Here is a 16,857-nt window from a genome sequence, read left to right as displayed (position 1 = left end):
CGGATTCGGGGCCCGTGCAGGGTGCTGTGATGAGGCCCCGACAGCGGGCCAGGCTTCTACTGGCCCCGCCGGGCAGTTACTCACCGTACTCAAGGAGGTGCTTGCTATGGGCTGGCCTCCTCGCCACACAGCCCGCCACAGGAGCTCCTCCTGGGGAGAATCTGGGGAGTATCGACGGCTCTGGGGAGCGCGTGGGGAGAATCGACCGCGCAACGCAGCACAACCCTGAAAGACGCTGAAAGACTCATCCGCCCAGGCCAGGGACGTGTGCCGCCGCATCGATGCAGGTCAGCGCCAACAGGTAGACAGCTTCATGACGTACGTGCCGAGGTCGTCGGCCTCGACGATCCCGGGGAGCGAGCCGCCTTCACGCAGGGGCGTGACATAGCGGGTCGCTACGACCTCTTCCAACACTTCCCGAGCCCACCCATCTCTCTTGCCTCAGCTCCACCGACGACTCGGCCGGGGCGGAGAGGCGGACATCGCCGGTCGACCGGCCTGGGCGGAGCCCGGGGAGTTCCGGCCGGTGGCCCGGTCCTCCCGCTCCCCCGGCAGCCCGTCGACGGTGCCGAGCCCCTTGGTGCCGGTTTGCGGCATGAAGTGAACATCGTAACCGGGGGTGATCACCGAACGCGGCCGCAGGTCGGGACCCCGCCGCCTCCGGAGCGTCAGGTGGCCGTCCGGCGTCACCGGTCAGGGTGGAATGAGGGGTGGCGCCGCGCGTTCGGCCAGGTCAGCGACCGCGGGGCTCCTAACGTGAGGGGATCGGTTCCGGCAAGCCGCCGCCGGGACCCCGGCTCCGCGGAGGAACCCCTTGACCACGTCCACGGCCGCATCCCTGCCCGAGCTCACCGGGGACTACGTCCTCGACCCCGCCCACACCCGGATCGGGTTCGTCGCCCGCCACGCCATGGTGACCAAGGTCCGCGGAGCGTTCCACCAGTTCGAGGGCACCGCCCACCTCGACGGCGCCGACCCCGCCAAGTCCACCGGCCAGGTGGTCATCAAGACCGAGAGCATCGACACCGGCGTCGAGCAGCGCGACCAGCACCTGCGCACCAACGACTTCCTCGACTCCCCCAACTTCCCCGACATCACCTTCCGCGCCACGGAGGTGGAGCAGCGGTCCGACACCGACTACCGGGTCACCGGCGACCTCACGATCAAGGAGACCACCAAGCCGGTCACGATCGACTTCGAGTACACGGGCAACGCCGTCGACCCCTTCGGCAACCTCCGCGTCGGCCTGGAGGGCTCGGTGACCATCTCCCGCAAGGAGTTCGGCGTCACGTGGAACGCGGCCCTGGAGGGCGGCGGCGTCCTGGTCGGCGACAAGATCGTCCTGGAGTTCGACGTCTCCGCGATCAAGCAGGGCTAGTTACGCGCGCGGGATCCCGGCCGAAGGACATCCGGCTGTCCTTCGGCCGGGACGTCCGGTCGGGGCGGGTCCTCGCCGCGCCGACCGGACCCCTCTCGGGTTCTCCGCGGGCCCGCTCCGGCCCCCGGCGGCCGTGCCCCGTACCGCTAGCGGACGGGCTGCTGCTGGGTGACGCAGTGGATGCCGCCGCCCCCGGCGCCGAGGCGGTCGATGTTCAACTGCTCGATGACCCGGTCGGGATAGAGGTCCTGCAGGGTCGCCTTCGCCGCCTGGTCGGCGCGGGTGTCGCCGAAGTGGGCGCTGATGACCGCCCCGTTGCAGAGGTAGAAGTTGGCGTAGGACGCCAGGAACTCCGGGTTGGTGGAGCGGATCTTGTAGTAGTCCGGGCCCTGGAGGCGCATGGTGTCCATCGGGACGCCGTTGGCGGACGTCGAGGCGGACAGGATGCTGAACTGCTGGCGGGCGTCCCGGGCGTAGGCGTCCGTCTCGGACGCGAGGGGCAGCTGGACGAGGGCCTCGCCGGGGGCGAGGAAGCGGGACGTGGCGTCGACGTGGTCGTCGGTGATGTCCTGGCCGCGGACGCCGTCGAACCAGATGACCTTGGACGCGCCGTACGCCTTGCACATGGCGGCCTCCAACTGCCGCTCGGTCATCCCGGGGTTGCGGTTGCGGTTCACGAGGCTGCTGCGGGTGGCCATGAGGGTGCCGGCGCCGTCCTGCTCGATGGCCCCGCCCTCACCGACCATGTTCGCGTACGTGATGGGCACGCCCACGTACGAGGCGACGCGTCCGGCGACGAGTGCGTCCTTGGCGTGGGCCTGCTTGTTGCCCAGCCGTTGAAGTTGAGGCCGATCGCGTCCAGGCCGCCGGCCCCGTCGGTACGGAAGACGGGACCGGAGTCGCGCATCCAGCAGTCGCCGACGGGAATCGTCGTGATCACGGTGACCGTGGAGCCGCACAGCTGGCGGGCCTGGGCGGCGGCGCCCGAGTCGGCGCACATCACGACGGGCTCGTACTTCGCGATGGTGCGGGCGATGAGGGCGATGTCCGCCTGCACGCCGCTCAGCGTGTTGCCCCAGATCGAGGTGCTGTCCGGCCAGGCCATCCACGTACGGGTGTGGCGGACGTCCTCGACCGGGACCCGGAAGGTGCCGGCCGCGGGGGCGGCCCCGGCCTCGAAGCGGGACGCCGCGAGGGCGGCCCCGGCGGCGGTCGCGCCGGCCGCGGCGAGGAAACCGCGGCGGCTCAGGCTCCGGCGTGCGTGTCGGCTGTGCTCGGGTCGGCTCACGTGTGCCTCCTGCTTGAACTCCCCGCGGAGCGTCCGCGGTTGGCTGGATGTCGACGACCTGTGGGCCCGTGACACGGTGCCGGTGTTCGTCGAGGAGGAGGGCGAGGTCGTCGGTGTCGACCTCAACTTCAACGGCTGGGGCAACAAGCAGGAGCACGAGAACGACGCCCTGGTCGGCGAGACCCTGCTCGCGAAGTACCGGATCCCCCGCGTCGAGGCCCCGCTGATCGCCGAGGGCGGCTCCTTCGAGACCGACGGCGAGGGCACGCTGCTCATCACCGAGAGCTCCATCGTCAACGACAACCGCAACCGGGGCATGAGCCGCGACGAGATCGAGGACCTCCTCGTGGACACCCTCGGCGTCGAGAAGGTGGTCTGGCTGGCCGGGGTCCGCGGCSAGGACATCACCGACGKSCACGTCGACAGCCTCGTCCGCTTCGTCGCCCCGGGCGTGGTCCTCCTGGACCAGGCGTTCCCCGGTACGCCCCCGGACTCCTGGTCCCGCTCGGCCGACCAGGCGCGCTCGGTGCTCGGCAAGGCGACCGACGCCCGCGGCCGACGCTTCGAGATCATCGACCTGCCGCAGCCCGACCTCGACCGGATCACCGGCGAGGGCGACGACTTCGTCTCGACGTACGCCAACTTCTACGTCGCCAACGACGCCGTCTTCCTCCCGAAGTTCGGCGACCGGAAGGCCGACAGCCGGGCGAAGGGCATCCTCCAGGAGCACTTCCCCAAGCGGGACATCAGGATGGTCCCGATCGACACGATCGCCTCCGGTGGCGGCGGCATCCACTGTTCCACCCACGACCAGCCGGGCAGGCCCGCCGCCTGATGTGCCGACCCCCCGGCCCATGAGGGGGCCGCGGAGGTCGGCGTACGCCACCGTCGGCAGCGGGCGCCCGGATCACCACCGCCCCGGGTGGCGCGGGCACGTCGGGCAGGGCCCCGGGTGCGGGACCGGGGCGGTGTCCTGTTGAATCGGTCGTCATGCGGTCTTCGTACGTCTCCGGTCCAGCTCCTCCGCCGGCTGGGGGTGCCGTGCGCCCCGACCCGCGGTCCCGGGCCCGCGTCTCGAGGTCCGGGCGGCCTCCCCGCGCCGCGACGCTCGCGGCCCTGCTGTCCCTCGTCGTGCTCGGCGCGGCCGGGTGTTCCGGCGGCGCGGGCGGCTCCGACGGCTCGTCGCGGGAACCGCGTCCCTCCGGGTCAGAGGCCACGACCGGGAAGGTCGTGGACCTCCGGAAGCGGATCACCGCGTTCACCGGCCGGCTGTCCGCGGACGGCGGCTACCGGGGGCCGGGCCTGGCGCAGCGCCGGGCGGTGGCGGACGGCGTCCGCCTGACGCTCGACGGCGACCTGGCCGCGGCGCGGAACCGGCTCGCCACGGTCGGCTGGACCGTGCGGACCCTCCGGGACCGGGTCGGCGGCCGCGCGTTCGCCGAGCTGGCCGACACGGACACCACGACGGCCCGGGAGCGCGGCTGGGGACGCGTGTACGTCGGTCTGGGCGACGGACGGGCCCGCTGGAGCGTGCAGGCCCCGCATCCGGTGGCCGATCTGCGCAGCGAGCGGCTCGCCGTGGACACCCTGCTCACGGCACCGCGCGGCGTCCTGGTCCTGGCCGGGGCGCACCGCGACGCCGGGGCCGGGGACAGCGCGGACGTCGCGCACCGCGAGGACACCGTGTTCGATGCGGTCTGCGACCTGCTCGCCGGGCGGGGGCTGCCCTCGATCCAGGTCCACGGCTTCGCCGACGACTCGCTGCCGGGCGAGGACGTGGTCGTCTCGACCGGCCGCGGGGACGCGGCGCGGCGGCCGGCGGAGAGGCTGGCGGACGCCCTCGACCGGCGCGGCCTTGCGGTGTGCCGGGCGGCCCGGGAGGACTGCGGCGACCTGGAGGGCCGCCGCAACGTGCAGGGCGTACGGGCGGACGCTCTGCACGTGCCCTTCCTGCACGTGGAGTTCAGCCGCTCGGTGCGTGACGGCAGGGGGGCGGCGGAGGACGCGGTGGGCGCGCTCGGCGAGGTGGCACGGTCCTGGTCCGAGGAGCCGAGCGCCGACGCGTCGCCTTCCTGAGAGCAGCCGGGACCCGTCCCGCCGACGATGCGCACGCGGTGGGTCTCCGCGGGCATGCGCAGAGTGGCGCCGGACGGGACCACCTTGGGCAGGACTCCAACTAAAGATTCAGTCAGCATGAGATACTCCGAGCGACGATGAGGAGGCACCACGTGGCCACGGACCGCCGAACCGCGATCTTGGAAGGAGCCGCGCGTGTCATAGCGCGGCGCGGGGTCCGCGGGCTGCGGGTGGAGGAACTGGCGGTCGAGGCCGGGGTGTCCACCGCGCTGATCTACTACCACTTCAAGGACCGCGCGGGCATCCTGCGCCACACCCTGGAGTTCATCAGCGACCGGGCCGACCGGTACACGGCGGCCGACGAGGGCGCGGCCGAGGCGTTCGACCCCCGCCACGAGCTGGAGCGGTCGCTGCTGCTGGAGTTCCAGGACCTCCCCGAGGTCCGGGAGAACAGCACGGCCTGGGGCGAACTGCGGGCCAGCGCCGTGTTCGACCCGGAGCTGCGCGGCGAGCTCGCGAGGACCGGCCTCGCCTGGGTCCACGACGTGGCGGCGCTCCTCAGCGAGGCCTGCCCGACCGTCCCCGCACCGACGCTCACGGCGTCCGCGGAACGCCTGACCGCCCTCACGGAGGGGCTGAGCATGCGCTGGCTCAGCGGCGGGCTGCCGCTGCACCGCGCCCGGGAGCTGATGCGGGCGGCGATCTCGGTGGAGCTGGACCAGCTGGCCCGCCGCCGGCCGCCGGAGCGGTGGGGCGGTGGCGAGCCCGAGCCGCGGACCTTCTCCGAGCCCGGCGCCGCCTCGCACTGACCGCGGCTCGCTCCTCGCACCCCCGCACTCCCCTCGGCCCCGCGCCGCCCCTAAGGTGCGGGGGTGGCTACCCGAACCCTCCTGACCAGCGCGTCTCTCGCCGACGCGACCCTGCTCACCCATACCGAGCAGGGCCGTACGTGGCCGCTGCTGGCATGGGCGCCGGGTCCGGGGTTCCGCATGGTGTCGAGCGCGGTGCTGGGCGGCGGCATCGGCGAGCGGGAGTGGGTGCTCAACGCCCAGGTCCCGCCCGGCTACGACAGGCTCGATCCCGCCGCCCACCTCCGCGAACTGGCCGCCGGGGCGGGGCTCACCGGACCGGGCGTGGGCCTGATGACGGCGGCCTCGGTCGCGGACCTGCGGCACGCCGAGGACGGCGGCGCCCGGGCGGTGGTCACCGCGGGGATCGGCGTACGGGGCTGGGCGGCGGAACCGGGCGCCGGCGACGCGCTGGTCCCCCGCCCCGGCACGATCAACATCGTCGTGTCGCTGCCGGTGCCCCTGACGGACGCGGCCCTCGTGAACGCGGTCGCCACGGCCACCGAGGCGAAGGTGCAGGCCCTGGTGGAACTCGGCGCGGACGCCTCGGGAACCCCCACGGACGCGGTCTGCGTCGCGGCCCCCGTGTCCGGCGCCGACACGGCCCAGCCGTTCGCCGGCCCGCGCTCCCTGTGGGGCGCCCGCCTGGCCCGAGCGGTCCACACGGCGACCCGGGCGGCGTGCGCGGGGTTGGTCACCCCTTAGGGAGCACACCGACCGTGGCGTGCCCGACCGCCGCCAGGCTCACCCGTGCGACAGCAGCGCCGCCGTGAGTTCGGCTGCCCGGCGGTGCCACAGCTGGGCGCCGCGCAGCATCGCGTGGCCTCCCGTCGGCATCGGGATGCCCGCCGCGTCCGCGCCCGCCGCGCGGGCCCGGCGGACGAAGTCCCAGGAGGCGCGGGCCGAGGTGACGCGGTCGCTCTCGTCGTGCAGCAGATACAGCCGCCGGCCGCCCAGGTGGTCGACGGGCTCGCCGGTGGGGCACCAGGGCGCGAGGGCGACGACTCCGCGGACGGCGGGGTCGCCCGCCGCGGCGAGGGCCGCGCGGCCCCCCATCGAGTGGCCGACGAGGACGACGGGGACGGGCCCGGCCTGTTCCCGGAGGCGTACGAGCGCGCTCTCCGCGTCCCGTGCGGCGTCGGCGCTCGCGCCGTTCCAGCCGCGGTGGCGGTAGCGCACCTCGGCGATCAGCACGTCCCGGCCCCGGACGGCGCGGTTCACGGCGGCGGCGAAGGGACGCATGCGCAGCGCCGGCAGGTTGAGGGCCGGCGGCGGTTCGGGGCCGTCGGCCCGGCCGCCGTGGAGCAGCAGCACGGCCGCGGTCGGTACGGCCGGCGCGCTGCGGACGACGAACGCGCCGGGGTCGGCCCGGCGGGTGGGGCACAGCGTCATCGGCTGCTCGCCCCGCTCCCGGGACGGTGCGGGTGCCGGCGGGGCCGTCCGCTGGTGCGGTCCGCCGGCCGTCCGGGCTGCTGCGCCATGAAGGGGCCTCCAGGAGTCGCCTGCCGCCTCCCCGGTGGAGCGGCCCGCTCACGCCACGGGGACACGACGCTGAGACCCGCAGTCTGCCAGGTCGCACGGTCCGTCAGATACGGACCCCGGCGGACGGCCCGGCGACCCGGGGGTCACGGCGTGCCAGGGGTCCCGACGGGTGCCGCGGGTGCGGGGCAGGCGACCGAACCGCGCCGCACGGAGAGCGTGAGCTTGGGCGTGGTGAGGAGGCCGGGGATCTGGAAGTCCTGGGCGGTGCCGACGATCCGGTCGAACTTGGCGTACCGCGCCTGGATCCCGAAGCGGTGCTGCGGGCTGTTCAGCGGGTTCCTCACGTACGCCCCGCTCGCGTCCTTGACCGTCTTCACGTCGGCGCCGTTGGTGTTGAGGTCGACGATGCCGTCCATGTCGAGGACCCCGGTGGCGTTCCGCAGGTCGAGGACGGTGTTCTTCGTCCGGATCTCCCAGGAGCGCGGGTCGTCGTCCCCGAGGGTGAGGAGCAGGGTGTACGTGGCTCCCGCGATCTCCTGCCGCCGGCTGATGCAGAGGCCGTTGATGACGCCGTCGGCGAAGCCCATGCGGAGGACCCGTACGGATCCGGTCGAGCCGTCGGGCCGTACGACCTCCTGGTCGACGACGGCGGCGCCGTACTGCGTCCCGTACAGGCTGCTGGTCGTGAAGTCGACAGGCCGGTCCTGGATCCGGAGGCCGACGGCGAGTGCGCCGCCCGCCATGGCCGAGCCGAGGCCGCCGGCCGCCAGGAGGGCCGGTACGGCGACGGCGAGCGAGCGGCGCCAGTGGGTCCGTCCCTCCGCGCCCGGGCCGGCGGAGCCACGGGCGCGTCCGGTCCGCGTACGGCGCCCGGCGGGCTCGATGGACTCGGCGAACACGGAGGGCGCGCACGGCACGGGAAACTCGGCGGACTCGGGGCTCATGGCGTGGTCACCGTGATGGTTCCGGGGAGGTGGACGGGGTTGTCGGTGGAGTCGAGGGCCGCGCGGTCGTCGACCGTGCGGATCCCGTAGACCTCACCGACGAAGTCCTCGGCGCCGGACGTGAGCGGGATGAGGGAGCCGAAGAAGTCGAGGAGTCCCTGGACTCCGCAGATCTTCACGAGGACGCGGACGCAGACGTTCGAGATGGTGCCCCACATCGTGGTCGTCTCGGGTCTGCCCGCGCTGTCGTAGCCGCCGAGGGAGCCCTCGTCGGGGACGTCGATGGTGACGGTGTGACCGGCCGCCCGCTGCGTCACGTTCATGTGCGAGCGGATCTTGAGCTTGGTGAAGGTGTACTGGTTCGTGACCCGGGTCGTGCCGTCGGAGAGCCGGATGGTGACGTTCTTCTCGACGGTCATGGAGACGGCGACCATGCTGGCGATGGTGACGCGCAGCGGGTCCGGGGAGGGCAGGAAGGGCGCGCCCAGCGGCTGCACGGTGGCCTTCGCCCCCGCCGCCGCCCGGCTGGGTTGCCCGGACCAGAGGGCGGTGACCACGGCGAGGAGGAGCGCGACGGCGACGGCCGCCGCCCTCTGAGCGGCCCCGGTCCGGGGCGGGGCGGGGGCCGTCATGCCTCCGCCTCCGCCGGTGCCCGGCGACGGGGCCGCCGGACGCCCCAGCCCACCATCATCGAGCCGCCGAGGACACCGAGCAGCATGCCGAGGAGGAAGCCGCCGAGGTTGGACACGACGAGCGAGACGACCGCGAGGACCGTGCCGATGAGACCGAAGGTGTAGCGCTGGCGGGGCACGGCCAGGGGGATGAGCCCGCACAGGATCATCCCGCCGCCGACGAGGTAGCCGGCCACTCCCCCGAATCCCGTGCTCACGATCAACTGCAGGGAGCTGAGGGAGAACTTGAGGACGGTCCACCCCCCGGCGATCAGCCACAGCCCGCCCCAGAACGGCCGGGTGCGCCGGAAGGCCCGGAACCACGCGCGCGCGTGCGCCGCCCGGCTCAGCATGTGGTGGCCGTTCCGGGGACGACCCTGATCTTGAGGTCGGGCAGGACGAGCGCGCCGGCCATCTCGGCGTCGTACGCGGTGGCGTCGAGTCCGTGGAGCGTGATGGAGCTGCCGCCCTCGCCGCCCGCCGAGCCCAGCCCGAACCCGCCGGGGACGGCGCCGGTGAGCGGACGGCCGGCGACGGTGACCTGGTCGGCGGACTGGCCGAGGACGGCGTTCTGGAGGGTGGTCTTGCCGTACGCCCGGAGTTCGGTGGCCTGGATGTACAGGTTCGAGGCGTCGATGTCGGTGGTGAACGCGGTGGGCGGGGTGGCCGCCACCTTCTGACCGCCGGTCAGGAGCAGCGAGTACGGGACGCCCGCGATGGTCTGGTGGACGATCCCGCAGAGCCCGGCGAGCCCGGCGCTGGCGAAACCGACGCGGGCCATCGCGGTGTTGGTGGTGGTGCTGCCGTCCGGGCGTCCGACGGCGGGGGTGTTGACGATGGCGCCGAAGCCGCTGCCCTCGACTCCGTTGGACGTGAGGGTGAAGGGCTGCCCGGTGACGCTGAAGTTGGCGGCGAGCGCGCCCTGCGCCAGGGCGCTGCCGAGGACGCCGATGGCGAGCGCCGAGGGGACGAGCGCGAGCGCGCCGCGCCCCCAGCGGGTGCCGCGCCGGTGGCCGTCGGCCGCCTCGGCGAGCATCCGGGCGTTCCAGGCGGCGGCGGCCCCGGTGCCGGCCGTGCGCATCCGGGCGAGGGCCGGGCCGATACGGCGGGTACGGCTGCGCGTACGGGACGGGGTCTGCGTCATGCGGATCCGCTCCTTACGGACACGGGCGGTACGGAGGTGCGGCCGGTCCCCGGGCCCCCCGCCACCGCCCCGGTCTCGTCCGGCACCGGGATCCAGACGTTCATGCCGCTGCGCCCGCGGGCCTCGACGCCCCGCCGGGCCAACGCCCGGACGAGTCCGTCGCGCCGCTTCCCGTACGCACGGGAGACCACCGCCGGGTCCACCGTGTCCGCGGCCCAGAGGTGGGCGACGGTCCGCTGGAGGAGCTTGCTGACCCAGCCGGGCCCCAGCCGCTGCCTGCCGAGCACCCGGTCGACGGTCTCGGCGTCGCCGGTGAAGGCGGCGATCCGCAGGTCGGGGCCGTAGGCCTTGGCCACCGAGCGGATCAGCACCCAGTGGTCGGTGTCCCCGGCCAGCGGGTGCAGGGGCTGCGCGACGATCCCGTGGCCGTGGTCGTCCTCCACAAGCAGCACGCCCGGATGCCGGGCGAGCACCCGCCGCAGCTCCTCGGCACGGGCCGCGGTCACGCACGCGCCGGTGGGGTTCTGTGCCCGGTCGGTCACGATCACGGCCCGCGCCCCGTCCTCGGTGATCGCCCGGTCGACGGCCTCCGGCCTCGGCCCCTCGTCGTCCACGGCCATCGGCACGGGCCGCAGGCCGAGCGCGGGCACCAGGTCGAGGAGGCTGCCCCAGCCCGGGTCCTCGACGGCGACGGCGTCGCCGGGCCGCAGGTGTACGGCGAGCACGCGCTCGACCGCGTCGAGGGACCCGGACGTGACGCCGATCGGCCCGTCCGGCACCCCGTCGGCGTCGAAGGCGGCGCGCGCGAGGCGCGCGAACTCCTCGTCGACGGGGGCCTCCCCGTATATGCCGGGCCGCTCGGCGTACCGCCGCGCGACTTCGGCGAAGGCCTCTCCGAGCGCGGGCAGCAGCGCGGGGTCGGGGCTGCCGTCGCTGACGTCCCGGACCCCCGCCGGGGCCTCCACCCGGATCGAGCCGCGCGCGGTCGTGGCGGGGCGCGGCCGCACCCGGCTGCCCCGGCGCCCGTCGGTCTCGATGACCCCGCGTTCGCGCAGGGTGCGGTAGGCGGCGGCGACGGTGTTCGGGTTCACGCCGAGCGCAGTGGCCAACTCCCGCATGGGCGGCAGGAGTTGACCAGGCTCCAGGGCGCCGAGTCTCACCCCGCGCTCCACACTGACGGCAATGTCCGATGCGCGGCGACCTTCGATCCGATACTCTCCTAGCACAAACACAAGTATGCACTAGTGCAATGGAGAGCGCAATGAGCACCGCCGCCGACACGGCCTCCGCCGAGACCCCCGGACCCCCCGCCGCCGACGCGTACACGCCGACCGACCGGACCGTCCCCACCCGCTCCCGGCAGCGTGCCTCGTACGACAGGGCGCTGGTGCACTCGATACTCGACGAGGCCTACGTCTGCCACCTCGGGTTCGTACGCGACGGCGCCCCCGTCGTGCTCCCGACGCTCTTCGGCCGGGTCGGCGACCGCCTCTACGTGCACGGCTCCACCGGCTCGCGCCCGCTCCGGGCGGCCGGCGACGGCGTGGCCGCCCCCGGTCTGCCCGTCTGCCTCACCGTGACCCACGTCGACGGCCTCGTCCTCGCCCGCTCCGCCTTCCACCACTCCCTCAACTACCGCTCGGTCGTGGTCCTCGGCACCGCCCACCAGGTCACCGACCCCGAGGAGCTGCGGACCGCCCTGGACGCCCTCGTCGACCAGGTCGTCCCGGGCCGGTCCGCCGACTCCCGCCCGGCGAACGCCAAGGAACTCGCCGCCACGTCCGTGATCCGCCTGAACCTGGACGAGGTCTCGGCGAAGGTCCGCACCGGCGGCCCCAACGACGACGCCGAGGACCTCGCCCTCCCCCACTGGTCCGGCGTGGTCCCGGTGCACGGCGGCTACGGCACCCCGGTCCCGGCCGACGACCTCGACCAGGCCGTCGCCCTCCCCGGCTACCTGGCCGCGCTCTAGGAGGACGAAGGAACGGACCGACGATGCCGAGGACGGACACCCCATGCTGATCCACCCCTGGGACGCCCCCCACGACGAGGACGAGTGGCGCGCCTGGCTCTCCCGGCACGACTTCGGCCAGCTCGCCGTCAACGGCCTGCCCGGAGAACCGCCGTGGGTGCAGCCGACCCACTTCCGGTACGAGGCCGAACCCGGCCCGTACGGCCGGGTGCTGACCCATCTGGCCCGCCCCAACCCGCTGTGGCGCGCCCTGGAGACCGATCCGGCGGTGCTCCTCAGCGTGGTCGACGACTACGTCTTCGTGCCGGGCACCTGGACGGCCCCGGAGGGGACGCCGGCCTCCCACGGCACCCCGACCTCCTACTACGCGGCGGTGCAGCTGCGCTGCACCGCGCACGTGGTCGACGATCCGGCCGAGAAGGCGGAGCTGCTCAACCGCCAGGTCGCGCACTTCCAGCCGGAGGGCGGCACGGCCCCCGCGGTCCCCGGCGAGGCCCCCTTCGGCCGCATGCTGTCCGGGATCCGGGTGCTGCGGCTGGAGGTGACCGAGGTGCGGGCCAAGTTCAAGTACGCGGGGAACAAGCCGCCGGAGATCCAGGACCGGGTCATGGACCGGCTGGCGGAGCGCGACGGCCCCCGCGACCGGGCGGCGCGCGGCCACCAGCTGCGCCGCCGCACCGCCGGCTGACCCACTGCGCCGCCGCACCGCCGACCGACCCGCGGCGGAGCCGCACCGCGAGTACCCGGTGACGCCTACACCGCGACGGCCTCGCGGCGCCGTTCCTCCGTCGCCGTCCGCGCCTCGGCGAACGCCAGGCCCGTGACCGCGGCGAGCAGCAGCAGTGTGCCGAGGACGACGGCGGCGGTGAGCCGCTCGCCGAGCAGGCCCACGGCGATCACGGCCGCGCTCACCGGCTCCAGGAGCATGATCACGGAGACGGTCGCGGCCCGGACGACGGCGGCCCCCGCGAAGTAGAGCGCGTAGGCGAGCGCGGTCGGCACGGCGGCCACGTAGCCGAGCAGGAGCAGCACCTGCGCCGGCGCGTCCGTGTGCGGTACGAGGCCTTCCGCGAGCGCCGCCGGCAGCAGCCCGACGGCCCCGATCGCGAACGCCCAGGTCGTGGTGGACAGCGCGTCCGTGCGGCCGCCGTCGCGGCCGAGGTAGCGGGTCAGCAGGGTGATCGCCGCGTAACCGGCCGCCGAGACGACGGCGAGGACGACCCCCGGCGGACGGACCTCCGCGGCCCCTCCGCCGAGGACGAGGACGAGGAGTCCGGCGAGCGCCCCGGTGACGGCGGTGACGCCGCCGCGGCCGAGGCGCTCGCCCATGGTGAGGCGCGCGCCGACCGCGATGAGGACGGGGCCCGCGCCGAGGGTGACGACCGTGCCGACGGCCAGCCCGGTGGCCTGGACGGCGGCGAAGTAGGCGCTCTGGAAGACGGTGAGCCCGAGCCCGGTGCCGAGGATGCGGGCCGTCCGGCGGCCGCGCGGCTCCTTCACCGGACGGGCGCCGGTACGGCGCCGGGGCCGCAGGGCGAGCGCCCCGAGGAGCAGGACGAGGCCGCCGACGCAGCGCCAGAAGGAGAGGGCGAGGGGGCCCATGTCGCTGACGCGGAAGATCAGTGAGGCGGCGGCGCCGGCCGTGCCCCAGGCGACTCCGGCGACGATCAGATAGAGCAGGCTGCGCCCGACGGACAGGGCGGACGGCGAGGACTTCGACACGTGGGTTCTCCGAGGAGGACAGGAGGAAGGGTGGTCGCTGGGCTCCGCGCGCGGGCAGCGACGAACCGCTCGGGGGCGGGGGTCCGCCCGGCCGAGCCCGGTCTTCGTCGGAAGCGCCTCCGCGCGCTCTAGGCGGCGGGAGGCGGAAGCACGGTCGCATGCATGAGCGGCACCCTAGGTCCCGGCCCGCCCGGCGGGCAATCCGGTTTCCCGCTCGCCCTCCGCGCCCGCCACGCCGTCCGTCGGCACCGCGCCGGCCGCCGTCACCTCCGCCGCGGACCCCGCCACCGGTCCGGCGGCGGGCGCCTTCGGCGTCGAGGACTGGGCGATGAAGGCGCCGACCAGGACGACCACGCCGCCGATGATCTGCGGGGCGTCGAGGTACTGCCCGAGGAGCACCCAGGCGAGGACCGTGGCGATGACCGCCTCCAGACAGGCCACGACGCCCGCCACCTGCGGCGAGAGCCGGCGGACCGAGACGACGCCGGTGACGTACGCGAGCACCGTCGCGATCAGCACGATCCAGCCGAGCAGCAGCCAGGCGGGCACGGAGGTGCCGTCCATGTCGGCGCCGCCCCCGAGGAGGGCCCAGTCCATGCCCCACGGGCGGGCGACGACGGTGAGCACGAGCGCGCCGATGATCAGCCCGTAGGCGATGACGCCGATCGGGTCGGCCTGCTCGGCCTCCCCGGAGCCCTGGTCGGAGAGGACGAAGTAGCCGACCTGGCAGCAGGCGGCGGCGAGCGCCAGGAGGAGTCCGACCAGGTCGAAGGTGAGCCCGGACCAGACCTGGACGACGCAGGCGAGACCGCCGACGGCCAGGACGACGCCGAGGGCGGCGGCCCGGGTGACGGGCCGGCGCTGGACGAAGCGGACCCAGCCGAGGACGAGGGCCGGGGCGAGGTACTCGATGAGCAGCGCGACGCCGACCGGGATGCGGGAGATCGAGGCGAAGTAGAAGGCCTGGACGCCGGCGACGGCGAGCAGTCCGAAGCCCACGAGGAGGGCCGGTTTGCGGCGCAGCAGGTCGCGGTGGCGCCAGGCCACCGGCAGCATGACGAGTGCGGCGCCGGCGACCCGGAGCCATACGACGTGGAGCGGGTCGAGGCCCGCCTCGATCAGCGGCTTGGCCGCCACTCCTGAACCACCGAATGCGAAGGCCGAGGCCAGGGCGAGTCCCAGGCCGGCGCTTCTCCCCTGAGACGCGTGCATCGGGCCATGATGACAGCACGCGGTCAGGGGCGTAACCCCCGTTACACCTGTTGAGACGACTCCCCGTCGGCCCATGGAACGGAGCCCTCCGCAAGCGCGGCCGTACCGCCGTCGACGAGGTCTCCGGCGCGCGCTCCGGCACGGGCGCTCAGGGCGCCGGGGTCGATGCCGGCGCGTCGCAGCACCTCGGCGGCCCGGCTCTCCGGGTCGGCGGCGACGACGGCGAGCAGGTCGAGGCCGCGGGCCTGCGGATCCCCGCGATCGGCGGCCCGCCGGAAGGCCTCCTCCAGGGCGGCGGTCGCGGCCGGCGACCAGCCGGAGCCACGGCCGTCCCGGACCTCGGTCGCGCGGACGGCGGGCAGCCGGCGCCCGGCGCCGGACTCCTCGACCGAGCGCTGCCAGCGCAGCCCGTATCCGATGGAGCGCTGCACGAGGTAGCCGAGGACGCGGGCGCGTCGGCCGCTCTCGAAGGCGGCGGCGACCTCGGGGTCGGACTCGATGAGCGCGTGCAGGAGGTGCGCGGTGTCGATCTGGCGGTCGCCGTCCCGCAGGGCTCTTCGGCGCGCACCCGTCACGACCGTCATGAGGGACGGCGTCAGAAAGGGCGCGAGTTCCGCCCGAGGGGCGGCGGGCGGCCGGAGGGGCTGCTGGGACATCGGGACGGGACGGTGCACTCTCTCACCTCATCAGGTGTGGGCCGCCGGGGCATCGCCGGGGAGAAGCATGTCCGCATCCCACCGGAGTTGGGCACGCACGCGCGGTTCCTCCTCCCTACGGATGAGATCGCGCGCGTCGCCCGCACGGGGCGCGCGCCGCCTTGCCCTGCGCCCCCGACGCAACCACGGGCCGCGCCGTCCACGTCTTCCGGTCGTGTTCTGGATGGTGGCCCTGCCCGCGCGCGACGGACGGCAGTACGTCTACCGGGTGTACGCGCCCCGGGACGCCCTGCCGGCGGATCTGTTCTGGGCGGCCTTCCACCACCACGAGGAGGCCGGCGGACCGCGCGCCTCCGACCGTTTCGACGCCTCCGAGATCTGGTGGGTCGGCGACGGGGCGGGACCGGCCGCCGCAGAACTGACGGTTCATCAGTATTGAATGTTCACGACTGCCCGGCTACGTTCCGCGACACCGGAACCCAGCAGGTACGCGTGAAGGGGTGGTCTCATGGCCGAAGTCAGCGCGGAGGCACGGATCGAGGCACCGGCCGGGAAGGTCTGGGCCCAGCTCATGGACTTCTCCTCGTACGGCGAGTGGAACGCCACCCACACCGACTTCCCGAACGGCGGCCCGGCGACCCTGGAGGCGGGCGCCACCTTCACGGAGAACATGAAGCTGATGGGCTTCCCCGCGGAGGTGCTCTGGACGATCGAGGAGCTGGAGACCGAGCGCGCCTTCGCGATCAAGGGCAAGGGCCCGATGGGCGTGCTCGTCACCACCCGCTACTCGCTGGCGGCGGACGGCGACGCCACCGTCGTGCGGATCGACGGCGAGTTCACCGGCGCGGCGGTCTCCCTGATGGCGGGCAGACTCAGGGACTCGGCGACGGCCGCCCTGACCGAGTCGCTGCGCACACTCTCGGGCCTGGTGGCCTGAGACCCCGCCCACGCACCGAAGGGCCCCGCGGCAGATGCCGTGGGGCCCTTCGGTCGGCCGTCCCGGTCGCCACCGGCACCGGCACCGGCACCGGTCAGTCCTCGTCGGCGAGGATCAGGTACAGCTTCTTTCGGGCTTCGTTGATCACGGCGACCGCCTTCGTCCGCTGCTCGGCGCTGCCGGCCTTCCAGACCTGCCCGAACGCCTCCATCAGACCGAAGCCGGCCTGCCGGATCTCGTTCATGGCCTCCCAGTCGACCCCGCGCCCGGCGTCCTGCCAGGGCGCCTCGGGCCCGCCGTCCGCCTCGGCCCGTCCGGTGTCGGTGAGCGTGAACAGCTTCTTGCCGCCCTCGCTCTCACTGATGATCAGGCCCTCGTCCTCCAGCATCTGGAGGGTGGGGTAGACGGAGCCGGGACTGGGCCGCCAGGCCCCGTCGCTGCGCTCGCCGATCTCCCTGATCATCTCGTAGCCGTGCATCGGGCGGTCCTTGAGAAGCGCCAGGATCGAGGCCCGCACGTCACCGCGC

19 protein-coding genes and 1 pseudogene are annotated in these 16,857 nt (G+C 74.2%); 9 read left to right on the top strand and 11 right to left on the bottom strand.

Annotation, left to right across the window (positions count from 1 at the left end; genetic code table 11):
- Positions 1-814 precede the first annotated feature (814 nt).
- A complete protein-coding gene (locus EAO70_RS25685; protein WP_148005100.1) occupies positions 815-1,378 on the top strand; it encodes a YceI family protein in 564 nt (187 codons plus the stop codon).
- Positions 1,379-1,524: 146 nt separating this feature from the next.
- Here EAO70_RS25685 and EAO70_RS39510 read toward each other — a convergent pair.
- Positions 1,525-2,483, bottom strand: a pseudogene (locus tag EAO70_RS39510) (agmatine/peptidylarginine deiminase).
- Between the two features lie 43 nt (positions 2,484-2,526).
- On the opposite strand from EAO70_RS39510, the gene EAO70_RS25670 reads away from it, so the two are divergent.
- The 4 genes from EAO70_RS25670 to EAO70_RS25655 all read left to right on the top strand — a co-directional run bounded on the left by EAO70_RS25670 (position 2,527) and on the right by EAO70_RS25655 (position 6,295).
- Positions 2,527-3,501 (top strand): agmatine deiminase family protein, encoded by a 975-nt coding sequence (locus EAO70_RS25670; RefSeq protein WP_261993056.1) that lies wholly within the window; start codon positions 2,527-2,529, stop codon positions 3,499-3,501.
- 395 nt (positions 3,502-3,896) lie between these two features.
- Complete coding sequence (locus EAO70_RS25665) at positions 3,897-4,742, top strand: hypothetical protein (protein ID WP_148005096.1); 846 nt, start codon at positions 3,897-3,899, stop codon at positions 4,740-4,742.
- Between the two features lie 152 nt (positions 4,743-4,894).
- Complete coding sequence (locus EAO70_RS25660; protein ID WP_261993026.1) at positions 4,895-5,551, top strand: TetR/AcrR family transcriptional regulator; 657 nt, start codon at positions 4,895-4,897, stop codon at positions 5,549-5,551.
- A 63-nt stretch (positions 5,552-5,614) separates the two neighbouring features.
- Positions 5,615-6,295 carry an adenosylcobinamide amidohydrolase gene (locus tag EAO70_RS25655; RefSeq protein WP_187284017.1) on the top strand — a complete coding sequence of 227 codons (681 nt, stop codon included), beginning with the start codon at positions 5,615-5,617 and terminating at the stop codon, positions 6,293-6,295.
- 39 nt (positions 6,296-6,334) lie between these two features.
- On the opposite strand, the gene EAO70_RS25650 is transcribed toward EAO70_RS25655, so the two are convergent.
- The 6 genes from EAO70_RS25650 to EAO70_RS25625 form a co-directional block, all read right to left on the bottom strand.
- Positions 6,335-6,982 carry an alpha/beta fold hydrolase gene (locus tag EAO70_RS25650; protein WP_187284016.1) on the bottom strand — a complete coding sequence of 216 codons (648 nt, stop codon included), beginning with the start codon at positions 6,980-6,982 and terminating at the stop codon, positions 6,335-6,337.
- A 233-nt stretch (positions 6,983-7,215) separates the two neighbouring features.
- Entirely contained in the window at positions 7,216-8,016 is an 801-nt protein-coding gene (locus EAO70_RS25645; protein WP_261993025.1) for a DUF6230 family protein, read from the bottom strand.
- Positions 8,013-8,648 (bottom strand): hypothetical protein, encoded by a 636-nt coding sequence (locus EAO70_RS25640; protein ID WP_148005094.1) that lies wholly within the window; start codon positions 8,646-8,648, stop codon positions 8,013-8,015. The genes EAO70_RS25645 and EAO70_RS25640 overlap by 4 nt, the downstream gene beginning before the upstream one ends.
- A complete protein-coding gene (locus EAO70_RS25635) occupies positions 8,645-9,040 on the bottom strand; it encodes a DUF6114 domain-containing protein (protein WP_148005093.1) in 396 nt (131 codons plus the stop codon). The genes EAO70_RS25640 and EAO70_RS25635 overlap by 4 nt, the downstream gene beginning before the upstream one ends.
- Complete coding sequence (locus tag EAO70_RS25630; protein WP_148005092.1) at positions 9,034-9,831, bottom strand: DUF6230 family protein; 798 nt, start codon at positions 9,829-9,831, stop codon at positions 9,034-9,036. The genes EAO70_RS25635 and EAO70_RS25630 overlap by 7 nt, the downstream gene beginning before the upstream one ends.
- Positions 9,828-11,057, bottom strand: coding sequence for an aminotransferase class I/II-fold pyridoxal phosphate-dependent enzyme (locus tag EAO70_RS25625; RefSeq protein ID WP_148005091.1), 1,230 nt, complete (start codon positions 11,055-11,057; stop codon positions 9,828-9,830). The genes EAO70_RS25630 and EAO70_RS25625 overlap by 4 nt, the downstream gene beginning before the upstream one ends.
- A gap of 35 nt (positions 11,058-11,092) precedes the next feature.
- Between EAO70_RS25625 and EAO70_RS25620 the strand changes: the two genes are divergently transcribed.
- Both EAO70_RS25620 and EAO70_RS25615 read left to right on the top strand, forming a co-directional pair.
- The gene (locus tag EAO70_RS25620; protein WP_148005090.1) at positions 11,093-11,803 is read left to right on the top strand and encodes a pyridoxamine 5'-phosphate oxidase family protein; all 711 of its coding nucleotides are present in this window, start codon (positions 11,093-11,095) and stop codon (positions 11,801-11,803) included.
- 43 nt (positions 11,804-11,846) lie between these two features.
- Positions 11,847-12,491 carry an FMN-binding negative transcriptional regulator gene (locus tag EAO70_RS25615; protein WP_148005089.1) on the top strand — a complete coding sequence of 215 codons (645 nt, stop codon included), beginning with the start codon at positions 11,847-11,849 and terminating at the stop codon, positions 12,489-12,491.
- A 65-nt stretch (positions 12,492-12,556) separates the two neighbouring features.
- Here EAO70_RS25615 and EAO70_RS25610 read toward each other — a convergent pair whose 3' ends face one another.
- The 3 genes from EAO70_RS25610 to EAO70_RS25600 all read right to left on the bottom strand — a co-directional run bounded on the left by EAO70_RS25610 (position 12,557) and on the right by EAO70_RS25600 (position 15,393).
- Complete coding sequence (locus EAO70_RS25610; RefSeq protein WP_148005088.1) at positions 12,557-13,525, bottom strand: DMT family transporter; 969 nt, start codon at positions 13,523-13,525, stop codon at positions 12,557-12,559.
- Positions 13,526-13,699: 174 nt separating this feature from the next.
- On the bottom strand, positions 13,700-14,737 hold the full coding sequence (locus tag EAO70_RS25605; RefSeq protein ID WP_148005087.1) for an EamA family transporter: 1,038 nt from the start codon (positions 14,735-14,737) through the stop codon (positions 13,700-13,702).
- Between the two features lie 41 nt (positions 14,738-14,778).
- Positions 14,779-15,393 (bottom strand): Clp protease N-terminal domain-containing protein, encoded by a 615-nt coding sequence (locus EAO70_RS25600; RefSeq protein WP_148005086.1) that lies wholly within the window; start codon positions 15,391-15,393, stop codon positions 14,779-14,781.
- Between the two features lie 214 nt (positions 15,394-15,607).
- Between EAO70_RS25600 and EAO70_RS25595 the strand changes: the two genes are divergently transcribed.
- Complete coding sequence (locus EAO70_RS25595) at positions 15,608-15,832, top strand: hypothetical protein (protein WP_148005085.1); 225 nt, start codon at positions 15,608-15,610, stop codon at positions 15,830-15,832.
- A 69-nt stretch (positions 15,833-15,901) separates the two neighbouring features.
- Complete coding sequence (locus tag EAO70_RS25590; RefSeq protein ID WP_148005084.1) at positions 15,902-16,330, top strand: SRPBCC family protein; 429 nt, start codon at positions 15,902-15,904, stop codon at positions 16,328-16,330.
- 94 nt (positions 16,331-16,424) lie between these two features.
- Here EAO70_RS25590 and EAO70_RS25585 read toward each other — a convergent pair.
- A partial coding sequence (locus EAO70_RS25585) for a PadR family transcriptional regulator (RefSeq protein WP_148005357.1) occupies positions 16,425-16,857 on the bottom strand: 433 nt, incomplete at its 5' end.

The organism is Streptomyces sp. adm13(2018), from assembly GCF_008042145.1.
In the GTDB taxonomy this organism is placed as follows: domain Bacteria; phylum Actinomycetota; class Actinomycetes; order Streptomycetales; family Streptomycetaceae; genus Streptomyces.
Note: the sequence above shows the minus strand (reverse complement) of the source record. Positions and strands in the feature narration are given on the sequence as shown.